Below are 24,383 nucleotides of genomic sequence, written 5' to 3' on the forward strand. Positions count from 1 at the left end.
TCAGCAACACCACCGCCAGCATATTGCGCAGCAAGAACGCCACTATCACCGCAAACACTATCGAAGAAGGAGGAGCGTTCTAGCACTCGCGCGAGGGCGGGTTTTGTACAAGATTGCCCGTCTCGGCGCCCGGCGGCGCGATCGCCGCGCAGCGCCAGGCGCTGAATACCGCCAGCAGCGGCGCCAGCGCGAACGCCAGGAACAGCCAGCGCGCCGCCGACGCCGCGCCCGCCGCGCCGCCCGGATCGTTCAGCCCCGCCAGATTGGCGATCATCCCGGCCAGCGCCGCACCGAATGCGGTGGCGAACAGCTGCACCGTGGTAATCGAAGCGCCGGCGATATCTTTGTCCGCTTCGGGCGCCACCTGCAAAATGCGCGTCAGCAGGTGCGGCCAGCCGAAGCCGATGCCGAACCCCACCAGCAACAGCGCAATGACGATCGGCGCCAGCGCCTGCCAGTGGCCGCCGGACGGCACCGGCATCAGGATCGCCAGCGCCAGCAGCCCCACCAGCACAAACAGCGGCCCGCTGACGATCGCCCGGCGAATGCCCGCCCCGCGCCAACCGGAGCTGAGGATCTCGGACAGCGTCCAGCCGGCGGCCATGGCGGCGGCAATATAGCCGGAGATCAGCGGCGACTGGCCGTGCAGCAGCTGCAGAAAATAGGGCACGAAGATCTCGCTGGTCATGCCGATCACCAGCAACGCGGTCGTGATGTAGAGCGCCGCCAGCGATGAGCCGCGCCGCAGCGCGCCGTGCGGCAACAGGCGGGCGCGCGAGTGCGCTTCGCGCTTCAGCAGCCAGGCCATCAGCACCAGCGAGAGCGCGATGCCTGCCAGGTTGATCCAGGCGCTGTGCGCCAGACTGCCGGCGGACACCGCCAGCACCGCCACGGTCAGCAACAGCAGCTGCGCGGTCGGCAACGGCGCGGCCGCCTGCTGCGCTTTACCCTTGGGCAGGATCAGGAAGGTAAATGCGGCGTACAGCGCCATGATCGGCAGCAGAATGCCGAAGGCCCAACGCCAGGCGTTCAGCTCGGCGAAAATGCCGCCCACCGCCGGCCCCACCAGGGTGGCGATGCCCCACATCGCCGAGATGAGCGCCATGGCGCGCGGCCACAATCGCTGCTCGAACACCAGGTTGATCATCGCGTAGGAGAGCGCAAAGATCAGCCCACCGCCGAAGCCCTGCACCGTACGGCCGATCAGCATCACCGGCATGCTCGGCGCCAGCGCGCACAGCGCCGCCCCGGCGATGAAGAACAGCGAAGCCACCAGATAGGCGCTGCGCGCGCCGTAGCCGCTGAGCAGCCGGGCCGACAGCGCGGAACCGAGGATCGACGCCACCACGAACAGCGTGGTGTTCCAGGCGTAGAGATCCAGACCGCCGATATCCTGCACCACCGAGGGCAGAATGGTGGTGGCGACCAGAATATTGATGGCATGCAGCGCCACGCCGAGCGAAAGCGCGATCGCACTGGCCGCATTTTTGCCGGAGAAAAGGTCGCTCCAGCGGCTATCGTCATGGGTTATCACGGTTGTCGTCCTGTTTTCAGAGGAATGGCATTGAGTTGGTCATAAGATTGCGTTAAATTTAACAAGAGTTATCTTGGAATAAGTTAGGGCGAGGCGGAGAAATATGTCAAGAATAAACTTGGAAAATAGCGGCAGCACCGCACAATCGGTCAGTGACCGCTTGCTGACGCTATTGAAAACCCGCGGCCCACAGCAAGCTTCTGACGCAGGAAAGGTGCTCGGCACCACCGGTGAGGCGGCCCGCCAGCAGTTCGTCAAGCTGGCGAAAGAGGGGCTGGTCGAAGCGGTGGCGGAAACGCGCGGCGTGGGCCGCCCGGTGCAGCTGTGGCATTTGACCTCGGCCGGCAACGCGCGCTTTCCCGACACCCATGCGGATCTGACGGTGCAGCTGCTGCGCACCGTGCGCGACAAGCTGGGCGAACAGGCGCTCGACGTGCTGATCGAGACCCGCGAGCAGGAAAACCGCATCAACTACAAGCAGGCGATGATCGGCGCCGCCGATCTGCAGGAGCGCGTGGCGCGCCTGACCGAAATCCGCTGCCGCGAAGGCTATATGGCCGAATGGCGTCAGGAGGAAGACGGTTCCTATCTGCTGGTGGAAAACCACTGCCCGATCTGCGCCGCCGCCACCGTCTGCCAGGGCTTCTGCCGGGCGGAGCTGAGCATCTTCACCGAAGTGCTGCAGGCGCAGGTGGAGCGCGCCGAACACATTCTGGCCGGCTCGCGCCGCTGCGCCTACCGGATTTCGCTCCTTTAACACCGGTTTTTGCCCACGTTTTCAACCGGTACAGATTATTCTGCTTGTGCATCCCGCACCTTCCCTTCTAAGGTTGAATTAACGCATATTCAGACCAACAGCGGGCCTCGCGCTCGCTCTGGCAAATCCGTCGGCGCCTGGCGCGCAGCGGCAGAGTAACCCCACGGGAGTTGAACGATGAAGAAGCCGCATGCCGGATTCTGGCTGGCGACGCTGGGACTGGGCGTCTGCTGGCTGCTGGCGCTGCTGACTCGCGATCGGCTCAACGGCATCCTGCTGGCCGGCGCGGCGCTGGCGCTGATCTTTACCCCGGCCGCCCGCCGCAAAGGCGCGGCCCTGGCCGCCCTGGGCGGTATCGGCATGGATGGGCTGTGGAGCTACAGCGGCGTGCTGCACTACAGCGGGCAACACGGCCTGCCGCTCTGGACCATCGCGCTGTGGATCGGCTTCGGCTGCTGGTGGTATTGGCTGCTGGACCTGGTCAGAGCGGCCCCCTGGCCGCTGGCGGTGCTGGGCGCCGCCGTCGGCCCCTTCGCCTACGCCGTGTCCTGGAAGCTGGACGCGTTGCTGCCCGGCGTGCCGCCGGAGTTCATGCTGCTGCTGCTAGCCGTCGGCTGGTCGATTTACCTGCCGGCCGTCAGCTGGCTGCAGTGGAAGCGGCGGGACAGCTGAACGGCGGGCGGCGGCCGGGAAAAATAATGCCGAAAGCCATTGCTTATCGGTTGCCCGATCGGGTTTACTGAGCGTTCTAATAATAATCACCCCTGCAAAAACATATCCCTATGCTTAGCCAACAAAGCCGTAGCGTCCTGCCGTTGATCGGGGCGTTGTTCACGTTATATATCGTTTGGGGTTCCACCTATTTCGTCATTCGCCTCGGCGTCGCGCAGTGGCCGCCGCTGATGATGGCCGGCATTCGCTTTCTGGTTGCCGGCATCGTGCTGTTCAGTTTCCTGGCCTGGCGCGGCCACGCGCTGCCGACGCCGAAGCAGTGGCTGGCCGCCGGCGCCATCGGCATTCTGCTGCTGGCGGTGGGCAACGGCCTGGTGACGGTGGCGGAGCACCAACACGTGCCGTCCGGCATCGCCGCGGTGATGGTGGCGACGGTGCCGCTGTTCACCCTCTGCTTCAGCCTGCTGTGGGGGATGCGCAACACCAAACTGGAATGGGCCGGCATCGCGCTCGGTCTGGTGGGCATCGTGCTGCTTAATACCGGCAACAACCTGGTGGGCAACCCGACCGGCGCGCTGCTGATTTTGCTGGCGTCGGCCAGCTGGGCCTTCGGGTCGGTACTGGGATCGCGCATCTCGCTGCCGGCCGGGCCGATGGCCGGCGCGGCGGAAATGCTGGTCGCCGGCGTGGTGTTATTGGCAGCCAGTCAGCTGAGCGGCGAGCGTCTGACTCAGATGCCGAGCACCGGCGGCTTTCTGGCGCTGGGCTATCTGATCGTCTTCGGCTCGATGCTGGCGATCAGCGCCTATATGTTCTTGTTGAAGAACGTGCGCCCGGCGGTCGCCACCAGCTACGCCTACGTCAACCCGGTGGTGGCGGTGCTGCTCGGCATCGGCTTTGCCGGCGAATCGCTGGCGCCGCGCGAGTGGCTGGCGCCGCGCGAGTGGCTGGCGCTGGTGATCATCGTGGCGGCGGTGGTGCTGGTGACGCTGGGAAAATACCTGTTCGCCCGCCCGGCCCGCGTGCAGGCCATCGACAGCGAACGGTAGCGATCGCAAAGGGCGGTCTGCGGGCCGCCGTTAAAAACGATTCTTGTTTCACCCGGCGAAGGGGCTATAATTCCCGCTGTTCCAAGCAACCTGCGAAATTATTCCTATGCTGAAAAAAGCGTTCGTCATCGTCATCGCCCTGTGCGCCTTCGGTTCTTTGGGCGGCGTATTCCTCGCCGGGCTGAACATCTACACCCGTTCCACCACCCCGCACGAAGAAAGCGCGCCTGCCGGGGATGCCGCCGCCACGCCGGCGCAAACCGAAACCCTTCAGGCCAAGTGATCGTCCAGCCAGCGCTGGCAGCGCAGCTGTAAAAAGCGCTGCAGCCGCCTGACGCGTTCCGACACCGGCGAGCGATGCGGGCACCAGGCACTTCGAGCAGTTCCTCACCGCGCCATAGCCGCTTTCCCCACGCCGGGGAGAAAAACGACGCGCTGCGCCTGATACAGGCCGACGTCGCGGTGGGTTTCCTGCTGGCGCTAGAGAACGGCTTCGTCACCGGCAGCGCGATCGACATCGACGGCGGCGGCCTGCTGTAACGGCGGCTAGAGCGCCGTCACGCCCTGTGCAGCGGCCTGCTGTTCCAGCACGGTGATAATCTGGTAGGCCGAACGCGGCACCAGGCTGAAATCGCCGATCAGCAGGCGATCGCTGACCGCCTCATCCAGCATCGCTCGGGCGCCGGCGCGCAGGATTTCCACCTGTTCCGGCGGCGTACCCGCCGCGGTGATCAGCGGCAGACCGGGCACCGCCGCCGTGCGGCCGATGATTTTCAGCCCCTCCAGCGCCTGCGGCTGCGCCCGGCGCAGCAGTTCCATGCTGATCGCATCGATGGCGGCGATATCCGCCTGCCCGCTGCGGATCAGCTTCAGCGACTGATAATGCGCGCCGGAGGCAATCGCCGCACCAAAGAATTTCCCGTCCTGCGCCAGCGGCGCGATCAGCGCGCGCAGGCCGTTGTAGCCGGATTGGGAATCGGTGCTGTTATAGGCCGCCGTCCGGCCGCGAAAATCCGCCAACCGTTCGCCGGGGTCGCCCGCGCGCACCACCAGCCAGCTGCGGTAATTCGGCCCGTCGCACCCTTCAACCCGATAATGGTAGGTGCCGATCAGCTGCACCTGCGGCAGAGTGCTGACCAACGGATAACCGCAGGTTTGGCTGAGCAGCAGATCGTCGCGCCGCCAGTGCTGCGCCAAATCGTCCGGCCAACTGAGCCGCTCCGGCGCCGCCGGCAGCCCCAGGCGCAGCAGCTTGTCGCGCAATACCTGCCAGAAAGATTCGGCCTGCTCCCGGCCAACGCCGTACATCGGTAGAGACACCTGCATCATTTCCCCCTTACCCCGCCGGAGTGGTCGCCAGCGTCTGCTGACGCCAGGCGGTGAGATAACGCACCCAACGTTCGAACAGCATATCGGTGATAATAGCCAACAATGCCACCACCGCCGCGCCCTGGATCACATAGGCGGTGTTAAAGCCGCTCAGACCTATGATGATCGGCGAGCCGAGGGTCTTGGTGCCGACGGTGGAAGCGATGGCCGCCGTGCCGATGTTAATGATCACCGACGTGCGGATCCCGGCGACGATCACCGGCGCCGCCAGCGGCAATTCGACCCGGCACAGAATTTGCCAGGCGCTCATCCCCACGCCGCGGGCAATCTCGCGCGTGGCGGGCGGCACCGATTCGATGCCCGCCAGCGTGCCCTGCAGGATCGGCAGCAGGCCGTACAGCACCAGCGCAATGATCGCCGGCTGTTCGCTGAAGCCCATCACCGGCACCGCTACCGCCAGCACCGCTACCGGCGGGAAGGTCTGCCCCACCGCCACCACCGTTTCCACCAGCGAACGAAACTCCCGGCCGCTGCGCCGGGTTACCGCCACGCCGGCCGCCACACCGAGAGCCACCGCGATCAGGCTGGAGATCGCCACCAGCGACAGGTGCGCCCCCACCAGCGCAATAAAGCTGTCCTGCTGATAAATGGGCCGCTCCAGATCGGGGAACCAGGCGGCGAACAGGCCGCGCAGATGATCCATGCCGAACACCAGCGCCAACAGCAGCGCCAGCGTCCAGGGCAGCGGATCGCGCAGCAGGCGCCAGATGCGCCCGCTCATGACAACGCCTGCCCGGCGATCAGATCGTTGAAGTGCAACACCCCCAACGCTTCGCCCCGTTCATCCACCACCGGCAGGCAGTCGCTGCCGCGCGCCACAAACACCGACAGCGCCTCCCGCAGGCTCATGGCGGCGGCGATCGGCTCGCCCTCGGCGGCGCCGGGCCGCACTCGCTCCGCCACCGTTCCCAGCGACAGCAGCTTGATGCCGCGATCGCTGCGCCCGAAGAAGTCCCGCACGAAGTCATTGGCCGGCGCGGTCAGCAGCGCCAGCGGCGTGCCCTGTTGCACCACCCGCCCCTGATCGAGCAGCACCAGGCGATCCGCCAAGCCCAGCGCCTCGTCGATGTCGTGCGTCACCAACACGATAGTGCGGCCGGAGAGCTGATGGATGCGCGCGATCTCCGCCTGCAACGCCGCGCGGGTGACCGGATCCAGCGCGCCGAACGGTTCGTCCATCAGCAACACCTCGGGATCGGCGGCCAGCGCGCGCGCCACCCCTACCCGTTGCTGCTGCCCGCCGGACAGCTGGTGCGGATAGCGACGGCGAAACAGATCCGGCTCCAGATGCAACAGCTCCAGCAGTTCGGTTACCCGATCGCGAATGCGCGCGCGCGGCCATTTCAGCAGCTGCGGCACGGTGGCGATGTTTTCCTCCACCGTCCAGTGCGGAAACAGGCCGATCGATTGGATCGCATAGCCCATGCGCCGCCGCAGATCCTGCGGTTTGAACGACTGGATCTCTTCGCCGGCAAAGAGAATCTTGCCCCGATCGTGCTCGATCAGGCGATTGATCATTTTTAACGTCGTGGACTTGCCGGAACCCGAAGTGCCGATCAACACGGTGAATTCGCCCTCGGCGATATGCAGCGTGAGATCGTCTACCGCCGGCTTGCCCTGAAAAATTTTGCTGACTTGCTCAAAGTGAATCATCGGCGCGATACGTCCAGGATTGAAACCCAAAATTTAAACAGCGAATCGACGATGACCGCCATCATGACCACCGGGATCACCCCCAGCAGAACCAGATCCAGCGCGCTGCTGAGCAGCCCCTGAAAGACGATGGCGCCAAAGCCGCCGGCGCCGATCAGCGCCGCCACCACCGCCATGCCGACGGTTTGCACCGCCAGAATGCGCACGCCGGTCAGGAACAGCGGCAGCGCCAACGGCAGCTGCACGCGCAGGAAGATCTGCCCGCGCGTCAGCCCCATGCCGGTGGCGGATTCGATCACCCCCGCCGGCACGCTTTGCAGCCCCGCCACCACGCTGCGCACCAGCGGCAACAGCGCGTACAGCACCAGCGCCACGATCGCCGGCGCCATGCCGATGCCGCTGACGCCGTGTTCTGCCAGCCAGGGTACCGCCGTCGCCAGCCCCGCCAACGGCGCGATCAGCAGGCCGAACAGCGCGATGGACGGCACGGTCTGGATAATGTTCAGCGCGGAGAAAATCGGCCGCTGCCAGCGCTCGGAGCGAAAACACAGCACCCCGAGCGGCACGCCGATCGCCAGCGCCGGTGCCATCGTCGCCAGCAGAATGGTCAGGTGCTGCAGCAGCGCGGCGTCAAACACCTCCTGGCGATTGTGGTACTCCTTCAGCAGCGACAGCTGATCGAGCTGATGCCCGAACAGCAGCAGCGCCGGCGGCACCAGCACCAGCGCGTTGCCCAACATGCGCCACAGGTGCGACGCGGTGATGCGCGCCATGGCGTCGGCGGCGATCAGCAGGCTCAGCGCCATCGTCAACCAGCATCCGCTGCCCCAGGAGGTGCGCGCCAGGCGCGATCCCTCCTGCGCCAGACGCCCGGCGGCCTGCCCGCTGATCCAGAAGGCCAGCGTCAGCACCCCGCAGGCGGCCAGCGCCGCCAGCAGCGCCCGTCCCCGCGTCGGCGGCAACAGGCTGAGGATCGCCAATGCCGCCAGCGGCAACAGCAGCCACAGCGCCGGGCCGTGCAGCAGGGATAACAAGGAGAGGCTTTTGCCCGACAACAGGCGATTGGGGGCATAACTGAGGAACGGCAGGCCGAACGCGGCCAGCAGCAACAGCATGAACAGCGTCAACAAGACGCGATGTTTTACGGCGATAGTCAAAGAAACGCTCCGGTTCCCTCGGTTTACCCCCTCTCCCGACGGCAGAGGGGGCACCTCGGCATTATCCCTTAACAAACCCTTTCTCTTTCAGGTAAGCGGCCGCCACCTGTTTGGCGTCCTGGCCTTCCACGGCGATCTGCGCGTTGAGTTTTTGCAGCGTCGGCCCGTCCAGCGAGGCGAACACCGGCTTCAGCAGCTCAGGCAGATTGGCGTGCGCCTTCAGGGCCGCTTCGCGCACGATCGGCGCCGGCGCGTAGATCGGCTGTACGCCTTTCGGATCCGCCAGCGTCTGCAGCCCCAGCGCCGCCACCGGGCCATCGGTGCCGTAGGCCATCGCCGCGTTGACGCCGGAGGTCTGCTCCGCCGCCGCCTTGATGGTCACCGCCGTATCGCCGCCGGCCAGGGACAGCAGTTGATCCTGATTCAGCTTGAAGCCGTAGGCATTCTGGAACGCCGGCAGCGCATCCGGCCGCTCGATAAATTCCGCCGAGGCCGCCAGCTTGAACTTGCCGCCGCCGTTGATCCACTTGCCGAGATCCGACAGCGTCTTCAGGTGATTGGCCTCCGCCACGTCCTGGCGAATGGCGATGGTCCAGGTGTTGTTGGCCGGCGCCGCGTCCAACCAGACGATTTTGTTTTTGTCGTAGTCGAGTTGCTTCACCTTCTCGAAACCGGCCTGGGCGTTCTTCCACGCCGGATCTTTCTCATCGGAGAAGAAAAACGCGCCGTTGCCGGTGTATTCCGGATAGATGTCTATCTCGCCGGACGTGATGGCGCCGCGCAGCACCTTGGTGGTGCCGAGCTGCAGCTTGTTGGTGGTCTGGATGCCGTTGGCTTCCAGCACCTGCACGATGATGTTGCCGAGCAGCGAACCTTCGGTGTCGATCTTGGAGCCGACGCGCACCGAGTCGGCCGCCTGCGCCAGACCGCCGGTGGCCAGCAGGGCCAGCGCGACGGCAAAGGAACGTCCGCGTGATAAGGTGATTGCCATACTTTTCCTCTGGTTATACGTTTTCCGGCTCATGGGCCGGTTAGGTTGGAAAATCCTGAGAAACGCGCTTCCAGCGCGCAATAAATTTTTCCGTCGGCAGGGCATCGCCCTCCCCCTGCGGTTCACCGGCGCGCAACGGATGCACGCCGACGTCGATCGGCGTCAGGGCGTAATCGCGCAGCCACTCGCCGTAGCCTTGCGCGACAAATCCCTGGCTGCGGCGCTGGTACGCCTCGCGCTCCGCCAGATAGACTTCGCGCAAACCATACCACGGCAGGCCGGGCAGATCGTGATGCACTAAATGGTAGTTCAGATTGAGAAACAGCAGCCGCCACGGCCAACCCGCCTCATTAATAATAGAACGTGCCTGCGGTGCGTCCACGGCGCGATGCTCAAAAAACGATCTTACCTTGGTCAGCGCCAGCGCCGGGTAGCTGATGGCCAGCAGGTAAAACGCCGCGCCGATACCCTGCGCCTGCAGCCAGTCGAGCAGCATCGCCAACAGCGACAGGTGCACCAACCACCTCGCCCAGACGCGCCACTCCCCGGCGGCAAGCGCTTTCACCGCCCCGGCCAGGGTCGCGGCGATATCCAGCGCCGGGCCAAGGAGCACCCGGCCTATCAGCGTATTGCGCACGGCGGCCAGCAGCGGCAGCAGCCGGGGATAGCGCCGCCACTGCGCGGCGCTGAAGTAATAGCTTTCGGGATCTTCGTGCGGATCGGTCAGGTGGTCGTTGCGGTGGTGGCGCAGATGCGAATCGCGATACAGCCCGTAGGGATACCACACCGCCAGCGGCAACAGGCCGAACAGCTGATTGACGCGCGGCCAGCGCGTCGGATGGCCGTGGATCAGCTCGTGCTGCAACGACATGTACCAGGTGGTCAGCAGGATCAGCAGCGGCGCGCCAAGCCACGGGCCCAGCGTTTGCCACCCCAGCGCCACGCCGAACCAGCCGCCGTACACCGCCGCCATGATCCCCCAGGTGGGCAGCTCCAGCCGCCAATGCCGGCGCCGATAAAGCTGCCTGATTCGTTCGCGCTGTTCGGGGTGTAAATAGTGGGCGTGGGACATGCTGCGGCTCGCGGTAAGAGATTTTCTCCCAGTATCCGTGAGCCGTAGCGGCATTCAAAATAACGAAAATGGCAAAGCTAAGTGAAAATTCAGCGGGTTGCGTACGCGTAAAAGCGAAAAAACGGGCCGCGCAGGCGGCCCGTCGGTCACATCTTCAGGGAACGAAATCGAGCACCACGGCGTTGAACAGCGCATACTCGGTGGCGTTGGCCATCGGCGGAAACTGCGCGCGCTGCACCGCCGCGCTCGCCGCTGCGCACAGTGGCGCGTCGCCTCTTACGATCTTGCTGCTCGCCAGCTTGCCGTCCGGCAGCAGCCGAATGCTGATGGTGCAGCGTTGGCCGCGCGCGCGTTCAGGCAAACGCAGCTCGCGGCTCACCGCGTTATGCACCCGCACCGGATAGCTGAGCGGCGCCGTGGCCTGCGCCTCGGCCTGCGGCTGCGGCAACGGGATGCCGGCCTGACGCCCGGCGCCGCAGCCGCTTAACAGCAACAGCGCCAACAGGCCTAGTGTCTTTTTCATTCCCTATATCCTTATTGGGTTGTTAATCCTTATATGACGGCGATCACTGCGCCGCCGGGTAAGCCTCGCCGTCATCCGCGTAACGCTGCAGCCGCTCGCGCCACCACTTGGCTGCCAGACCGCTGGCGCTTTCCCGCCAGCCGAAATAGGCAACGTCGCTGCAGCGCTCAGATTCAACGCGTTTCGCCACCAGTTCGCCGCTGTTCAGGTAAGGTTCCGCCAGCGAACGCGGCAGATAGCCGCAGCCCAGCCCGGCCAACTGCGCCTGCAGCTTGGCGTCGAAGCCGAAGACCGTCAGCGTATCCTGTTCTTCCAGCAGGTTCAGGCTCTGCGGCGCGTTGACCCGCGAGGTATCGCGCACCACCACCGCCCGGTGTTGACGGATCTCATCCTTCGGCAACGGTTCCGGCAGCGCCGCCAGCGGATGCTGTGGCGCGACGGCGAACACGTAATCCAACTGCCCCAGGCGGCTGAACGCATAACCCACCCGCGACGGCGGCTCGCAGATGGCGCCGATGATAATGTCGGCGCAGCCGTAAACCAGCGATTCCCAGGAGCCGGCCAGCACCTCGTGGCTGAAACGCAGCCGAGTATGGTGATGCTGCCGATAGAACTCGTCGATCAGCGGCAACAGGCGGGCAAACGGGAAGGAGGCATCGATCCCGAGCGTGATCTCGCTTTCCCAGCCGTTCTCCACGTAGCGCGCCTGCTGCTCCAGATCCTGCGCCGCCCGCAGCAACACCCGCCCTTTTTCCAGCATCAGCTTGCCAGTATCGGTGAACTTCGCCCGGTGGCCGGAGCGGTCCAGCAGGGTGATGTCGAGATCGTTTTCCAGCTTCTGCACCATATAGCTGAGTGCCGAAGGGGTTTTAAACAGTGCGGCGGCCGCGGCGGCGAAAGATCCGTGCCGGTCCAGCGCGTCCAAAATCAGCAGCGCTTCCAGGTTTAATCTCATGCTTTCTCCCGTGTATAAAAAAACTCAACAAGTCGGCAAAAATTCTGCGGTATCTTTGAAATCGCCCTCTGCCTACCATGCGTTTTATCGGCGTTACACTCATCAGATGTTCAACCGAAATATCACTGGGAAGGTAAATTATGTCCAAGTTTCAACTGCTTGATAAAGACAACTCCGCACTGATTTTTATCGACCATCAACCGCAAATGGCCTTCGGCGTGGCTAATATTGATCGTCAGCAACTGAAAAACAACGTTGTTGGTTTGGCGAAGGCGGGCAAGATTTTCAACGTGCCAACCCTTTTCACCTCGGTAGAAACCGAAAGCTTCAGCGGCTATATCTGGCCGGAACTGCTGGCGGTACACCCGGAAATCACCCCGATTGAACGCACCTCGATGAACTCTTGGGAAGACGCGGCCTTCGTTAAAGCCGTGGAAGCCACCGGCCGCAAAAAGCTGGTGATCTCCGCGCTGTGGACCGAAGTGTGCCTGACCTTCCCGGCGCTGATGGCGCTGGAAGCCGGCTATGAAGTGTATGTGGTGACCGACACCTCCGGCGGCACCTCCGTCGATGCGCACGAGCGTTCGATCGATCGCATGGTGCAGGCCGGCGCCGTGCCGGTGACCTGGCAGCAGGTGCTGCTGGAGTACCAGCGCGACTGGGCGCGCAAAGACACCTACGACGCGGTGATGGCGCTGGTGCGCGAACACAGCGGCGCGTACGGCATGGGCGTCGACTACGCTTACACCATGGTGCACCACGCACCGGCCCGCACGCTGAAATAATTCCCCTTGCCCCGGCTCCGCGCCGGGGTATTTTCAGGAGTCGGTTTTATGGCCCATCCGCAGCATGTCACGCTGGTGATCACCCACCGTTTGGCGCCGGGGAACGAGCAGGCCTATGAGGCCTGGCTGAACCGCATCATGCCGGACGCCGCGGGCTTCACCGGCCATTTGGGCGTCAACGTCATCCGTCCATCCGGCGACGAGCAGGCCTATACGGTGCTGGTTCGCTTCGACAACCTCGACAATCTGTACCGCTGGATCCACTCGCCGCTGCGAAAGCAATACATCGAAGAAGTCACCCCGCTGTTGCTGGAGAGCGACCATATCGAGATCCGCCCCGGCGCGGAGTTCTGGTTTACCCCGCCCAGCCCCGGCGTGCGCCAGCCGCCCCAGTGGAAGCAGTTCATCATCACCCTGCTGGTGATCTTCCCTTCCACCAATCTGGTGCCCTGGTTTTGGGGGCTGGCGCTGCCGCAGCTGAACGGCACGCTGCTCGGCCATTTTCTCAATGACGCCACCGTGGTCGCCCTGGTGGTGTACCTGTGGATGCCTATCGTGACCCGCGTTTTTCATCAATGGCTGACCCGCCGCTAGGCGGTTCGCCGGGAGAATGTTATGAACCACCACGCTTCATTGATCATCACCAACGGCAAGTTTCACACCGTCGATCGCCAAAATCCCACCGCGCAGGCGGTCGCCATCCGCGACGGCAAGTTTCTGGCGGTCGGCAGCGAAAGCGAAGTCATGCAGCACGCCGGGCCGGAAACCCAGGTGATCGATCTGCACGGCCACACCGCCATTCCGGGCCTGAACGACTCGCACCTGCACCTGATCCGCGGTGGCCTGAACTATAACCTGGAGCTGCGCTGGGAAGGCGTGCCTTCGCTGGCCGACGCGCTGCGCATGTTGAAAGAACAGGCACTGCGCACGCCGAACCCGCAGTGGGTGCGGGTGGTCGGCGGCTGGACCGAATTCCAGTTCGCCGAGCGCCGCATGCCGACGCTCGACGAAATCAACCAGGCGGCGCCGGACACGCCGGTGTTCATTCTGCACCTCTACGATCGCGCGCTGCTCAACCGCGCGGCGCTGAAGGTGGTCGGCTACACCAAAGACACGCCGAACCCGCCGGGCGGCGAAATCCAACGCGACGCCAACGGCAACCCGACCGGCATGCTGATCGCCAAGCCCAACGCCATGATCCTGTACGCTACGCTGGCGAAAGGGCCGAAGCTGCCGCTGGAGCAGCAGGTCAACTCCACTCGCCAGTTTATGCGCGAGCTGAACCGTCTGGGCCTCACCAGCGCCATCGACGCCGGCGGCGGTTTCCAGAACTACCCGGAGGATTATCAGGTGATCGCCGAGCTGCACGAGAAAAAGCAGCTGACCATTCGCATCGCCTATAACCTGTTCACCCAGCGGCCGAAGCAGGAGCTGGAAGACTTCGAGCTGTGGACCGACATGCTCAAGCCGGGCCAGGGCACCGACTTTTATCGCCACAACGGCGCCGGCGAGATGCTGGTGTTCTCCGCCGCCGACTTCGAAGACTTCCTGCAGCCGCGCCCGGATCTGCCGCCGGGCACCGAGGACGAGCTGGAGCGGGTGGTGCGCCATCTGGTCGAGCATCGCTGGCCGTTCCGCCTGCACGCCACCTATGACGAATCCATCAGCCGCATGCTGGACGTGTTCGAGAAGGTGAACCGCGACATTCCGTTCAACGGGCTGCACTGGCTGTTCGACCACGCCGAAACCATTACCGAGCGCAATATCGAACGGGTCAAGGCATTGGGCGGCGGCATTGCGGTGCAGCACCGCATGGCATTCCAGGGCGAGTATTTCGCCGAGCGCTACGGCATCGAAGCCACCAAACATACGCCGCCGGTGGCGAAAATGCTGGCGGCCGAGCTGCCGGTCGGGCTGGGCACCGACGCCACCCGCGTCGCCAGCTACAACCCGTGGACGGCGCTGTACTGGCTGGTTTCCGGCCGCACCGTCGGCGGCATGGCGATGTACGACGACAGCGCCCGGCTGGATCGCGAAACGGCGCTGATGCTGTGGACGCAAGGCAGCGCCTGGTTCTCCACCGAGCAGGGCAAGAAAGGCCAGATCAAGGTCGGCCAACTGGCGGATGTGGCGGTGCTGTCGCAGGACTATTTCAGCGTGCCGGAAGAGCAGATCAAAGGCATTGAGTCGGTAATGACGGTGGTGGACGGCAAGGTGGTCTACGCCGCCGGCAGCTTCTCGCCGCTGGCGCCGCCGCCGCTGCCGGTGCTGCCGGAGTGGTCGCCGGTCACCCAGGTGCCGGGCCACTACCGTTCCGCGCCGCCGTCGGCGGCGGCCAAAGTCGGCGTGCTGAGCCAGGCGCACCAATGCTGCGGCCCGTGCGGCGTACACGCGCACCAGCATGACATCGCGCGCCGCTCCAGCATCCCTGTGTCGGATGAAAACGCCTTCTGGGGCGCGTTCGGCTGTTCATGCTTCTCGTTCTAAGTTGCCAGGCAAGCAACTTATTATGCAACTAGCTTAATAAGGTATTAAGCTAGCAACATAACAAATTAATGGCGCTGCCCACGGGAGAGCGCCATTTCATTTTCAATCGCGGTTGATCTCCAGCCAGCGCCGCTGCTCGGCGGAGGCGGCTATCGCATCCAGCACGCAGGACACCTTCCAGCCTTCTTCAAAGTCCGGCCACATGCGATCGCCCGCGGCGATGCCGTTGACCAGATCGCGGATCTCCACCGTCTTCTGATCGTTAAAGCCGATGCCGTGCCCGGCGCTGATGCAGAACGCCGCGTAGTCCGGGTGCTTCGGCCCTACCAGCAGCGTTTTGAACCCCTGCCGCTCCGCCGGCTCATCGTGCCGATACAGCTTCAGCTCCGCCATCCGCTCCTGGGTATAGCTCAGCGTGCCCTTGGTGCCGGTGACCACATAGGTCAGCCCCATCTTGCGCCCGCAGGCAATGCGCGAGGTTTCGATAGTGCCCATCGCCCCGCCGGCGAAGCGCAGCAGCGCGCCGGCCTGATCTTCGTTTTCCACCGGCAGCAGGCGCGCCGGGTCTTGCGGATCCGGGCGCTGTTTGATCACGGTTTGCATATCGCCACAGACCGCCACGATGTCGCCCACCAGATAGTGCGCCATGTTGACGATGTGCGCCGCCAGATCCCCCAGCGCGCCCAGCCCGGCGCTGGCGCGGCGGCAGTGCCAGTCGAGCGGCGTGCGCGGATCGGCCAGATAATCCTCATTGTGGGTGCCGTAAAAATGCACCACTTCGCCGATTTCGCCGTTGGCGATGATCTCGCGCGCCAGCTGGCTGGTCGGGTTCTTCATGTAGTTGAAACCGACCAGCGTTTTCACGCCCTTGGCGCGGGCGGCCTGCACCATCTCCGCCGCGTCGGCGGCGTCCAGCGCCAGCGGCTTTTCCGAATACACGTGCTTGCCGTGGCGGATCGCTTCCAGCGCCATCTCTTTGTGCAAGAAGTTGGGCGCGCAGATGTCCACCACGTCGATCGCCGGATCGGCCACCAGCTGCCGCCAATCGCCGGTCGAGCGCGCAAAGCCGAACTCGGTTGCGCGCTGCGCCGCCAGCTCGGGCGTCACTTCCGCCAGCATCTCCAGCACCAGCTCCCCTTTCAGAGGAAAGACCGTGGCGGCCTGCGCATAGGCGATGGCGTGACAACGCCCGATATAGCCGGTGCCGATTAACCCAACGCGTACCTGTTTCATCATTTTCTCCCGTGATCGAAATCCTGTGTAGAACCAGGCGCCGCTCAATGAAACGCGCCGGTTGATAACAGGTTTATATGGAATTTAAATTTCAACAACAAGAAAAAAGGAAAATAAAATTCACATTCGTGATGCCGTTCATGAAACATTGACGGGATGATGCAACGGAGAAAGCCCGGATACGGCTTGCCGTATCCGGACGAGGTGAAATGAACTGTTTATTTCATATCAAGGTAAACCGTTGGCGCCATGCTGCACGTAGCCAGGGCGTTGCAGCAGGCGCTGCTGATAGGCCGCCAGCGCCGCATAATTCGGCCGCTCGAACGGCGTCATCAGCCAGCGATTCAGCGACAGCCCCAGCACCACGTCCGCCAGCGTGAAGGCCGCGCCGGCGGCATAAGGGCCGTGCTGCGCCAAATGCTTGTCCAGCAGCCCCATCAGCCGATTCCACTCACGCTCGGCGGCGGCCAGGCTGGCGGCATCCTGATAATCCGCATGCCCGCGCACCCGCGACATGAACACATAGCGCCAGGCGCCGTTCAGATCGGTGGCCTGCCAGTCCATCCACATCTCCACCGCCGCGCGCGCGCCGGGTTCCTGCGGCAGCAGATCGCGGCGCCCTTCCCGTCCGGCCAGGTAGCGGCAGATAGTGTTCGACTCCCACAGCACCCGCTCGCCGTCGATCAGCACCGGCACCAGGCCGTTGGGATTCAGCGCCAGAAACGCCGGCTCCTGCGTGGAGCGAAAGCCGCTGCCCCAGTCCTCCCGCGCCAGCGGCAACCCCAGCTCCTGGCAGGTCCACAATACCTTGCGCACGTTGATCGATGAGGCTTTGCCCAATAATTTCAGCATTCGCTTTCCTTACCCTCTCCAGAACGGTTTATCGCCTTCGCGCCGCGCATCCGCCCGCGTCAGGCCGATATCCGCCAATTGCCTGTCGTTCAGCAGCAGTAACTCTCTGCGCGTACTGCGGCGCAACAAATACCAACGCCAGCGTGACCAGCCTACCCGTCGCCACGTCGTCATGCCATCAAACAGTGCCATGTTGTTATTCTCCCTGCTGTTTTTGCGTTGCAGTCATCATGCTCGCCGGGAGAAAAACAATACAGATTCACGCTGGCGCTATTTTTTTCATACAGCTGCGCCAAAAAAACCGCTGAATGGTTTACTTTGAAAGCATCTGTACCGGTTTTTTAATCCTGCATCCCGATAAGAGGCCTCTGTATGACACGCTACGCCACTCTGGCCGCCATTCTCAGCCAACGCATTCAGCAAGGGCTGTATCCCGCCGGCCATCGCCTGCCTTCGGTGCGCGCGCTGAGCCAGGAGCACGGCGTCAGCATCAGCACGGTGCAGCAAGCCTACCGGCTGCTGGAAGAACAGCGCCTGGTGGAGGCGCGGCCGAAGTCGGGCTACTTCGTGCATACGCGGCGCGCGCAGGCCGAGCTGCCCGCCATGACGGCGCCGGTGCAGCGGCCGGTGGACATTTCGCAATGGGAGCAGGTGCTGGAGCTGGTGCGCAGCCGGCCGCGCGAGGGCCTGATCCAGCTGGGGCGCGGCATGCCGGATATCGCCGAGCCGACGATGAAACCGCTGATCGTCGCCCTGCGCAACGCCGCCCGCCACGGCGATCTGCGCAGCCTGTATTACGACAGCATTCAGGGCGTGGCCGCGCTGCGCGAGCAGGTCGCCCGCCTGCTGCTGGATTCCGGCTGCCAAATCGGCCCCGATCAGTTGCTGATCACCACCGGCTGCCAGGAAGCGATCTCCGCCGGGCTGCGCGCCGTTTGCCAACCCGGCGACATCGTGGCGGTCGATTCGCCCTGCTTCCACGGCACCATGCAGACGCTGAAGGGCCTGGGCATCAAGGCGCTGGAAATCCCCACCGATCCGCTCACCGGCGTCAGCCTGGCGGCGCTGGAGATGGCGCTGGAACAGTGGCCGATCAAAGCCATTTTGCTGACGCCCAACTGCAACAATCCGTTGGGCTACATCATGCCCGACGCCCACAAACAGCGGTTGCTGACGCTGGCGCAGCGCCACGACGCGGCGATCATCGAGGACGACGTCTACGGCGACATCGCCTATCACTACCCGCGGCCGCGCACCATCAAGTCGTTCGACGAAGACGGCCGCGTGCTGCTGTGCAGCTCGTTTTCCAAAACGCTGGCGCCGGGGCTGCGGGTGGGCTGGATCGCGCCCGGCCGCTACCTGGAGCGGGTGCTGCACATGAAGTTCATCGGCTCCGGCGCCACCGCCACCCAGCCGCAGCTGGCGATCGCCGAATTCATCCGCGGCGGGCACTATCTGCAGCACCTGCGGCGCATGCGCGCCCGCTACCAGCAGAACCGCGATCGCATGACCGACCTTATCCTGAAACACTTCCCGGCCGGCACCCGCGTCAGCCGGCCGCGCGGCGGCTTTATGCTGTGGATCGAACTGGACGAGGCGTTCGACACCCTGCGGCTGAACCGCCATCTCGAGCAGCAGGGCGTGCAGATCGCCGTCGGCAGCATCTTTTCCGCCGCCGGCAAATACCGCAACTGCCTGCGCATCAACTATGCGCCGAAGCTGACGGCGGAGATCGAACAGGCGGTGCAGCGGGTCGGCGCCACCATCCAGGCACTGATGCCGAGCGGCGTGCTGCAACCTCAGGAGGACTGAAGCCAATACTCCGCCACCCGGCGGCGCAGATGACCGATGCCCTGCGGGTGATGAATAAACTGCGCTACCGGCATCATTCGCCAGCGCAGCCCTTCATCGCCAAAGCGAATGGCGGCGATCTGCGCCGGGGTGATCACCCCGGCCATAAACCAGGTCGGCGGGTAGCCGGGCTGAATACCGTCGTAACGCCGCTGCCAGACAACCTGGCGTTCGGCGAGCAACACCCCGAACTCTTCCTGCGTTTCCCGCAGCACGCACTGCAGCGGCGTCTCGCCGTTTTCCCGCCCGCCGCCGGGCAGATCCCACATGCCGGGCCACGGAATGCCCGGCTTGTCGTCCCGTTGGTAAACCAGCAGGCGGCCGTCGCACAGCAGCGCGATCTTGGCCCCGCCAAACGCCCGATCCGTCATGTTTTCCGTCTCCCGCCCATACCGTTGCCTGAACATCATACTCCATCCCGGCGCGGCCTGGTGTATAGTGAAAATCCGTTTTCACAACAGGCGAACAATACGATGAATTCTCCGTTTCTGGTGACCCCTCAATGGCTTGCGCAACATATCAACGATGAAAATCTGGTGGTGATCGACGTCCGGATGTCGCCGGTGGGGCTGACGCCGAAGAAAGATATGCTTGCCGAGTTCGAACGCGGCCATATCCCCGGCGCGGTCTATTTCGATATCGACGAGGTGGCGGACAAAAGCACCGCGCTGCCGCACATGCTGCCGACGGCGGCGGAATTCGCCGCGGCGGCGGGCCAATTGGGCATCAGCGAACGCGACACCCTGGTGATTTACGACGAGGGCAACCAGTTCTCCGCGCCGCGCGGCTGGTGGACCTTCCGCAATTTCGGCGCCGAGCGCGTTTACGTGCTGGACGAAGGGCTGAACGGCTGGACCGCGCAGGGCCAGGCGCTGGCAACCGGCCCGGCGCAGCCTGCCCCGCAGACGTTCAACGCCCGGTTCAACGCCGACGCGGTGGTGGATATGCGGCAAGTGGAGCAGGCGTTAGGCACGCCGGTGCAAATTCTCGACGCGCGCGCCGCGCCGCGCTTTTATGCCGAAGCGCCGGAGCCGCGCCCCGGCCTGCACCGCGGCCATATTCCCGGCAGCATCAACATTCCGTACGGCGAGCTGCTGGAAAACGGCCGCTTCAAATCGCTGGAGGCGCTGCGCCAAACCTTCAACGACAAGGGGGTGGATATCAACGGCCCGATCATCACCAGCTGCGGCTCCGGCGTGACGGCGGCGGTGCTGGCGTTCGGCCTGCTGTCGCTCGGCGCGCCGCAGGTCAAGCTGTATGACGGCGCCTGGAGCGAATGGGGCCAGCTGAGCGGCAAGCAGCCGATCGCCCAAGATTAAGTTTCGATCCGCTCGACCACGATCTGCGCCAGCCGCTGCACGGCGGCCGAAGGCTGATCCTCGGCGCGGTGCAGCACCACGCCGAGCTGGCCGAGAGCGGGCAGCAGATCGGGGGCCAGCGGCGCCAGGCCGGGCGGCAAACCCGCCGCCGTGCGCACCGTGACGCCCAATCCGGCGCTCACCGCCGCCCACACGCCGTTCAGGCTGCGGCTGGTAAAGGCGATGCGCCAGGGTATGCCGGCACGATCCAGCGCCTGCGTCGCCGCGCTGCGCATCAGGCAAGGCGCGTCGAACATCACCAACGGCAACGGCTCATCCCCTTCTCGCCAGGGCGCCAGCGCGAAGCCGGGCGAGGCGATCCAGTGCAGTTGCCGCTGCCCCAGCGCCTGATGAAACGGCGTGCTCAAACCGCCATCCCACGCCAGCGACAGATCCAGTTGGCCTTTCAGCACCCAGTCGATCAGCTCGGCATTGCGCGCGATGCGCGCCTCGATGCGCACCTTCGGATTGGCGCGCGCGAAGCTGCCCAATACCTGCGGCAGAAACGTCTCGCCGAAATCCTCCTGCAGCCCCAGCCGCACCGTGCCCTGCAAATCCAACCCGCGCACCGCGGCGGCGGCTTCGTCATTGAGCTCCAGCAGGCGGCGCGCGTAACCGAGCAGCGTTTCCCCCGCCTCGGTCATCACCATGCCGCGCCCGGCCTTGCGCAGGATCGGCGCGCCGACCTGCTGTTCCAGCTTTTTCAGGTGAGCGCTGACCGCCGACGCCGAACGCCCCAGCCGTTCAGCCGCCTTGGCGAAGCTGCCCAGCTCGACGCCGGTGACGAAGCTGCGCAAATCCTCGAGATCGAACGTTATTCGCCTCATGCTGACCATCCTGATTTTCTGAACCATCGATAAAAATAATACCGATTTTACTGATAAAGATGGCGTGTCACGCTCTCCCGGTCAACGTCTTTGCGGAGAATCCTTATGCTCGCGATGCACGCAGCCCGCCAAGTGGCGGTTAGTGCGGCTGGATTTATGGCGTGAACCGCCGCAGGCACAGCCGCAAAACAGCCAGCTGTTCCGCGTCGGCCATCTGTCCGCCCCCTTTGACCACACTGCGCCGCGGGTTGACAGCTAAAATTTGATATTGATAATCATTATCAACATTGAACATTCACTTGCGGCTCGCGGGATGCGGGCCGCTCTCCGGGGTCAACCGCCATGCCGTCATCACCGATCACACCGTACGCCACCACCTGCTGCATCGTGGGAGGCGGCCCCGCCGGGCTGATGCTCGGCTATCTGCTGGCACGGGCGGGGATCGACGTGACGGTGCTGGAGAAGCACGCCGACTTCCTGCGCGATTTTCGCGGTGACACCATTCACCCGTCGACGCTGGAAGTCATGCACCAGCTGGGCCTGCTCGACGAACTGCTGGCGCTGCCGCACCAGCGCGCCGAATCCCTGCACGCCGAAGTCGCCGGGCGCGACATTAAGCTGGCGGATTTCACTCGCCTGCCGACGCGCTGCAAATTTATCGCCTTTATGCCGCAGTGGGAGTTCCTCAACTTTTTGGCGCAGCAGGCCGCCGCGTTCCCCCATTTCAGGCTGCTCACCTCGACGCAGGTTCATAAGCTGCTCTACGACCGCGGCCAGGTATGCGGCGTGCTGGCCGACACGCCGGAAGGCCCGATCCGCGTGCGCAGCCAGCTGGTGATCGGCACCGACGGCCGCAACTCGGTGGTGCGCGAGCAGGCGGCGCTCAGCAGCCGCTCCTTCGGCGCCCCGCGCGACGTCTTGTGGATGAAACTCAGCAAGCAGCCGGGCGATCCGGCCTGGTCGATGGGCCATACCGGGCCGAAGCAGAACTTCATCATGATCGATCGCGGCGACTACTGGCAGTGCGGCTACTCGATCGATAAAGGCAGCTTCGACGCGATCCGCCGCAGCGGCCTGGAGAAATTTTTGCTGCACCTCGCCGAGGTGGCGCCATTCCAGGACGATCGCCTGCAGGAGATCGTCGAGTGGGATCAGGTGAAGCTGCTGAGCATCCGCATCGATCGTCTGGATCGCTGGGCCAAACCGGGAGTGCTGTGCATCGGCGACGCCGCGCACGCCATGTCGCCGATCGGCGGCGTGGGCGTCAACCTGGCGATTCAGGACGCGGTGGCCGCCGCCAACGCCCTGATCCCGCCGCTGCGCCAGCATCGGCTGCAGCTGAAGCATCTGCTGAGCGTGCAGCGCCGGCGCGAATTCCCCACCCGGGCCATCCAGTTTTTGCAGATCAAAATGAGCCAGCGCAAGCCGGGCGAACGCCGCGCAGCGGGCGGTTCGCGCCTGATCGCCCGCGTCGGCAACAGCCGCTGGCTGCCGCGCCTGTTCGGCCGCATCATCGGCCTGGGTTTTCGCCGCGAAACGCCGCGGCATCTTGAAAGTTAACCCGCTATACTCATCGGTTCCCGCTTCGATGAGGTTCATTCATGTTCACCGTCCGTCAGGCATTGCTGGAAGATTTAACCCAGGTGCGCGATATCGGCATCCGCACCTATCGCGCGCACTTCGGTGAGCTGTGGCGCTACCCGCACGAGCTGGAGGCCTTTCTGGCCGAGGATTTTGCCGTCTCCGCGCTGGAACGGACGCTGCGCGATCCCGACGTGTGCTGGCTGTTGGCCTATGAGGATGACGCCCTGGTCGGCTATGCGCGGCTCAACGTCGACAGCTTGCTGGCGCCAACGCAAACCCGCGGCGCAGAGCTGCAGAAAATCTATTTCCTGCCGGGCCATGTCGGCAACGGCTATGGCCAGCGCCTGTTCGAACAGGTGCAGCAGCGGGCCATCGAGCGCCGGCAGAAGACGCTGTGGCTGGAGGTGCTGCAACGCAACACCGGCGCCCAACGCTTTTATCAGCGCCAGGGATTGAGCATTTGTGGCGAGACCTGCTACACCAGCGCCCAGGGCTCGATAGGCATCTGGTATATGAGCAAGGCGCTGTAACCGCGCCCCGCTCCGCCTTCGTTTAGCGCGGCTCCCGCTGCAGCATCAGGAACAGCAAGGCAAACGCATTGGGCGCCAGGTAGATCAGTGCCCCCAGTTGCACCGCCAGCGGATCCTGCTTGGCCTGCCAGGCCATAAACCAGTCGCCGGCGACCACCATAAAGCCGACGCCCCACACCGCGATCGCGCAAAGCGCCCCCAGCATCGCCCAGATTTTGCCCTTGGCGAAGGCGGCGTAAGGGCCTTTAAATCGCCCGATCATCAGCAAAACGCCCGCCGCCGCGAATAGGCCGGCCAGCGTTTCCAGCGTGGTGATGACAGCCAACCCCAACATACAGGCCCAGTCGGCGCCGATCGCGCGCCACATCAGCCCCGGTGTCTGATAGGTATCCTGCATGGCAAGCAATGGCCCCACCGCATTGCGCGCGGTGCCGGCGAAATCCGCCGTATTGTTCAACAGGCTGAACAGCCCCCACAGGGCCGGAAACAGGGACAGGACGATGCAACCGAGGCGTGACACAGTGATTTCGTTCATGGGTTATCCTTAATTAATAAACTTGCGGCTTCCGCCCTCATGGCGGTACCGCAGTCGAGATCCTGAGAGTTTGACGTGCACAATGTAAGAACTAATCTTACAATGACGCAGCATAGCCGAAAGTGAGGGGGAACAATGGGCAGAACATTAACGGTTGATCTGGGTGACGAACTGCGTAGTTTCGTCGAAGATCTGGTGGCCAGCGGCGATTACCGCACGCCCAGCGAAGTCATCCGCGAATCCGTGCGCACTTTGCGCGAACGTACCGCCGCCTCAAAACTGGAAGAGCTTAGGCGCCTGATTGCCGAAGGAGAGCACAGCGGCGAAGCCGTCGAATGGGATCGTGATGTGTTCATGGAAAGAATACGGAGCAAAGCAAAAGGATGCGCAGGAAAGTAACCGTCCGCCCAAAAGCCTTGGACGATATGGAAGAGATCTATTTTTACGGATTGGCGCACTTTGGCTTACAGGTGGCCGAAGATTATCTGCGCCACCTGCATCAGGCTTTCGATAACCTTAGCCACCCCCAACTCGGCAGAAACATCGATGCAATCGGCCCCGGCCTATGAGTATTGCCCGTCGCCAACCA

At 64.1% G+C, this 24,383-nt stretch carries 29 protein-coding genes and 1 pseudogene; 15 read left to right on the forward strand and 15 right to left on the reverse strand.

The genetic code is table 11. The features are described from left to right. Positions 1 to 79 precede the first annotated feature (79 nt). Positions 80 to 1,534 (reverse strand): MFS transporter, encoded by a 1,455-nt coding sequence (locus REA38_RS04700; RefSeq protein ID WP_033646916.1) that lies wholly within the window; start codon positions 1,532 to 1,534, stop codon positions 80 to 82. Positions 1,535 to 1,637: 103 nt separating this feature from the next. Here REA38_RS04700 and REA38_RS04705 point away from each other — a divergent pair, with 103 nt between their 5' ends. From REA38_RS04705 to REA38_RS04730, 5 genes are all read left to right on the forward strand, one after another. Further along, entirely contained in the window at positions 1,638 to 2,291 is a 654-nt protein-coding gene (locus REA38_RS04705) for a metalloregulator ArsR/SmtB family transcription factor (protein WP_033653420.1), read from the forward strand. Between the two features lie 177 nt (positions 2,292 to 2,468). Beyond that, on the forward strand, positions 2,469 to 2,963 hold the full coding sequence (locus REA38_RS04710; RefSeq protein ID WP_308885155.1) for a DUF2878 domain-containing protein: 495 nt from the start codon (positions 2,469 to 2,471) through the stop codon (positions 2,961 to 2,963). A gap of 110 nt (positions 2,964 to 3,073) precedes the next feature. Beyond that, positions 3,074 to 4,012, forward strand: a complete 939-nt coding sequence (yedA, locus tag REA38_RS04715) for a drug/metabolite exporter YedA (protein WP_308885157.1) — start codon at positions 3,074 to 3,076, stop codon at positions 4,010 to 4,012. A 106-nt stretch (positions 4,013 to 4,118) separates the two neighbouring features. Continuing rightward, complete coding sequence (locus REA38_RS04720; protein ID WP_016928550.1) at positions 4,119 to 4,295, forward strand: hypothetical protein; 177 nt, start codon at positions 4,119 to 4,121, stop codon at positions 4,293 to 4,295. A 74-nt stretch (positions 4,296 to 4,369) separates the two neighbouring features. Beyond that, complete coding sequence (locus REA38_RS04730) at positions 4,370 to 4,552, forward strand: hypothetical protein (RefSeq protein WP_308885287.1); 183 nt, start codon at positions 4,370 to 4,372, stop codon at positions 4,550 to 4,552. Positions 4,553 to 4,558: 6 nt separating this feature from the next. Here the strand turns inward: REA38_RS04730 and REA38_RS04735 are convergent, their stop codons facing one another. The 8 genes from REA38_RS04735 to REA38_RS04770 all read right to left on the reverse strand — a co-directional run bounded on the left by REA38_RS04735 (position 4,559) and on the right by REA38_RS04770 (position 11,752). Continuing rightward, positions 4,559 to 5,320: a phosphate/phosphite/phosphonate ABC transporter substrate-binding protein gene (locus REA38_RS04735; RefSeq protein ID WP_077791439.1), complete on the reverse strand. Its 762-nt coding sequence runs from the start codon at positions 5,318 to 5,320 to the stop codon at positions 4,559 to 4,561. Positions 5,321 to 5,348: 28 nt separating this feature from the next. Beyond that, positions 5,349 to 6,122 (reverse strand): ABC transporter permease, encoded by a 774-nt coding sequence (locus tag REA38_RS04740; protein WP_197772022.1) that lies wholly within the window; start codon positions 6,120 to 6,122, stop codon positions 5,349 to 5,351. After that, complete coding sequence (locus REA38_RS04745) at positions 6,119 to 7,054, reverse strand: ABC transporter ATP-binding protein (RefSeq protein ID WP_033637623.1); 936 nt, start codon at positions 7,052 to 7,054, stop codon at positions 6,119 to 6,121. Before REA38_RS04745 ends, REA38_RS04740 begins: the two co-directional genes overlap by 4 nt. Beyond that, on the reverse strand, positions 7,051 to 8,211 hold the full coding sequence (locus tag REA38_RS04750; protein ID WP_043146959.1) for an ABC transporter permease: 1,161 nt from the start codon (positions 8,209 to 8,211) through the stop codon (positions 7,051 to 7,053). Before REA38_RS04750 ends, REA38_RS04745 begins: the two co-directional genes overlap by 4 nt. 61 nt (positions 8,212 to 8,272) lie before the next feature. Then, positions 8,273 to 9,202, reverse strand: a complete 930-nt coding sequence (locus REA38_RS04755; RefSeq protein ID WP_033637621.1) for an ABC transporter substrate-binding protein — start codon at positions 9,200 to 9,202, stop codon at positions 8,273 to 8,275. 40 nt (positions 9,203 to 9,242) lie between these two features. Continuing rightward, positions 9,243 to 10,274 carry a fatty acid desaturase gene (locus REA38_RS04760; RefSeq protein ID WP_308885161.1) on the reverse strand — a complete coding sequence of 344 codons (1,032 nt, stop codon included), beginning with the start codon at positions 10,272 to 10,274 and terminating at the stop codon, positions 9,243 to 9,245. A gap of 154 nt (positions 10,275 to 10,428) precedes the next feature. Next, a complete protein-coding gene (locus tag REA38_RS04765) occupies positions 10,429 to 10,797 on the reverse strand; it encodes a cell envelope integrity protein TolA (RefSeq protein WP_074027235.1) in 369 nt (122 codons plus the stop codon). A gap of 43 nt (positions 10,798 to 10,840) precedes the next feature. After that, on the reverse strand, positions 10,841 to 11,752 hold the full coding sequence (locus REA38_RS04770; RefSeq protein ID WP_033646934.1) for a LysR substrate-binding domain-containing protein: 912 nt from the start codon (positions 11,750 to 11,752) through the stop codon (positions 10,841 to 10,843). Between the two features lie 140 nt (positions 11,753 to 11,892). Between REA38_RS04770 and REA38_RS04775 the strand changes: the two genes are divergently transcribed. Genes REA38_RS04775 through REA38_RS04785 form a run of 3 tightly spaced genes read left to right on the forward strand, consistent with a single transcriptional unit; the run spans position 11,893 to position 15,024 of the window. Next, positions 11,893 to 12,537 carry a hydrolase gene (locus tag REA38_RS04775; RefSeq protein ID WP_033637618.1) on the forward strand — a complete coding sequence of 215 codons (645 nt, stop codon included), beginning with the start codon at positions 11,893 to 11,895 and terminating at the stop codon, positions 12,535 to 12,537. Between the two features lie 48 nt (positions 12,538 to 12,585). Further along, the gene (locus REA38_RS04780) at positions 12,586 to 13,131 is read left to right on the forward strand and encodes an antibiotic biosynthesis monooxygenase (protein WP_033637617.1); all 546 of its coding nucleotides are present in this window, start codon (positions 12,586 to 12,588) and stop codon (positions 13,129 to 13,131) included. Positions 13,132 to 13,152: 21 nt separating this feature from the next. Further along, complete coding sequence (locus REA38_RS04785) at positions 13,153 to 15,024, forward strand: amidohydrolase (protein ID WP_033653428.1); 1,872 nt, start codon at positions 13,153 to 13,155, stop codon at positions 15,022 to 15,024. 102 nt (positions 15,025 to 15,126) lie between these two features. Here REA38_RS04785 and REA38_RS04790 read toward each other — a convergent pair whose 3' ends face one another. The 3 genes from REA38_RS04790 to REA38_RS04800 all read right to left on the reverse strand — a co-directional run bounded on the left by REA38_RS04790 (position 15,127) and on the right by REA38_RS04800 (position 17,301). Next, entirely contained in the window at positions 15,127 to 16,257 is a 1,131-nt protein-coding gene (locus tag REA38_RS04790; RefSeq protein WP_041034068.1) for a Gfo/Idh/MocA family protein, read from the reverse strand. Between the two features lie 228 nt (positions 16,258 to 16,485). Continuing rightward, positions 16,486 to 17,109 carry a glutathione S-transferase family protein gene (locus REA38_RS04795; RefSeq protein ID WP_033646945.1) on the reverse strand — a complete coding sequence of 208 codons (624 nt, stop codon included), beginning with the start codon at positions 17,107 to 17,109 and terminating at the stop codon, positions 16,486 to 16,488. A gap of 9 nt (positions 17,110 to 17,118) precedes the next feature. After that, the gene (locus tag REA38_RS04800; protein ID WP_033637613.1) at positions 17,119 to 17,301 is read right to left on the reverse strand and encodes a DUF1127 domain-containing protein; all 183 of its coding nucleotides are present in this window, start codon (positions 17,299 to 17,301) and stop codon (positions 17,119 to 17,121) included. A 180-nt stretch (positions 17,302 to 17,481) separates the two neighbouring features. Between REA38_RS04800 and REA38_RS04805 the strand changes: the two genes are divergently transcribed. Then, positions 17,482 to 18,921, forward strand: coding sequence for a PLP-dependent aminotransferase family protein (locus REA38_RS04805; RefSeq protein ID WP_308885165.1), 1,440 nt, complete (start codon positions 17,482 to 17,484; stop codon positions 18,919 to 18,921). Here REA38_RS04805 and REA38_RS04810 read toward each other — a convergent pair. Beyond that, the gene (locus REA38_RS04810) at positions 18,909 to 19,331 is read right to left on the reverse strand and encodes an NUDIX hydrolase (protein WP_308885166.1); all 423 of its coding nucleotides are present in this window, start codon (positions 19,329 to 19,331) and stop codon (positions 18,909 to 18,911) included. The two genes, REA38_RS04805 and REA38_RS04810, sit on opposite strands and share 13 nt — an antisense overlap. A 102-nt stretch (positions 19,332 to 19,433) precedes the next feature. On the opposite strand from REA38_RS04810, the gene sseA reads away from it, so the two are divergent. Then, positions 19,434 to 20,279, forward strand: coding sequence for a 3-mercaptopyruvate sulfurtransferase (sseA, locus tag REA38_RS04815; protein WP_033653435.1), 846 nt, complete (start codon positions 19,434 to 19,436; stop codon positions 20,277 to 20,279). Here sseA and REA38_RS04820 read toward each other — a convergent pair. Next, positions 20,276 to 21,145, reverse strand: a complete 870-nt coding sequence (locus REA38_RS04820) for a LysR substrate-binding domain-containing protein (protein ID WP_308885168.1) — start codon at positions 21,143 to 21,145, stop codon at positions 20,276 to 20,278. The two genes, sseA and REA38_RS04820, sit on opposite strands and share 4 nt — an antisense overlap. Positions 21,146 to 21,269: 124 nt before the next feature. On the opposite strand from REA38_RS04820, the pseudogene REA38_RS04825 reads away from it, so the two are divergent. The 3 genes and pseudogenes from REA38_RS04825 to REA38_RS04835 all read left to right on the forward strand — a co-directional run. Then, a pseudogene (locus REA38_RS04825) lies at positions 21,270 to 21,404 on the forward strand (DUF4865 domain-containing protein); the annotation flags it as partial. Positions 21,405 to 21,487: 83 nt separating this feature from the next. After that, complete coding sequence (locus tag REA38_RS04830; RefSeq protein WP_060418339.1) at positions 21,488 to 22,705, forward strand: FAD-dependent oxidoreductase; 1,218 nt, start codon at positions 21,488 to 21,490, stop codon at positions 22,703 to 22,705. A 41-nt stretch (positions 22,706 to 22,746) separates the two neighbouring features. Continuing rightward, positions 22,747 to 23,259 (forward strand): GNAT family N-acetyltransferase, encoded by a 513-nt coding sequence (locus REA38_RS04835; protein WP_308885171.1) that lies wholly within the window; start codon positions 22,747 to 22,749, stop codon positions 23,257 to 23,259. 22 nt (positions 23,260 to 23,281) lie between these two features. On the opposite strand, the gene REA38_RS04840 is transcribed toward REA38_RS04835, so the two are convergent. Next, complete coding sequence (locus REA38_RS04840; RefSeq protein WP_060418338.1) at positions 23,282 to 23,794, reverse strand: DUF2165 family protein; 513 nt, start codon at positions 23,792 to 23,794, stop codon at positions 23,282 to 23,284. Positions 23,795 to 23,929: 135 nt separating this feature from the next. Between REA38_RS04840 and REA38_RS04845 the strand changes: the two genes are divergently transcribed. Further along, positions 23,930 to 24,193 carry a type II toxin-antitoxin system ParD family antitoxin gene (locus tag REA38_RS04845; RefSeq protein WP_033646967.1) on the forward strand — a complete coding sequence of 88 codons (264 nt, stop codon included), beginning with the start codon at positions 23,930 to 23,932 and terminating at the stop codon, positions 24,191 to 24,193. Then, positions 24,178 to 24,363, forward strand: coding sequence for a type II toxin-antitoxin system RelE/ParE family toxin (locus tag REA38_RS04850; protein WP_308885173.1), 186 nt, complete (start codon positions 24,178 to 24,180; stop codon positions 24,361 to 24,363). The genes REA38_RS04845 and REA38_RS04850 overlap by 16 nt, the downstream gene beginning before the upstream one ends. The last annotated feature ends 20 nt before the right edge of the window (positions 24,364 to 24,383 follow it).

Source organism: Serratia sp. MF1(2023) (assembly GCF_030954545.1).
Classification (GTDB): domain Bacteria; phylum Pseudomonadota; class Gammaproteobacteria; order Enterobacterales; family Enterobacteriaceae; genus Serratia; species Serratia sarumanii.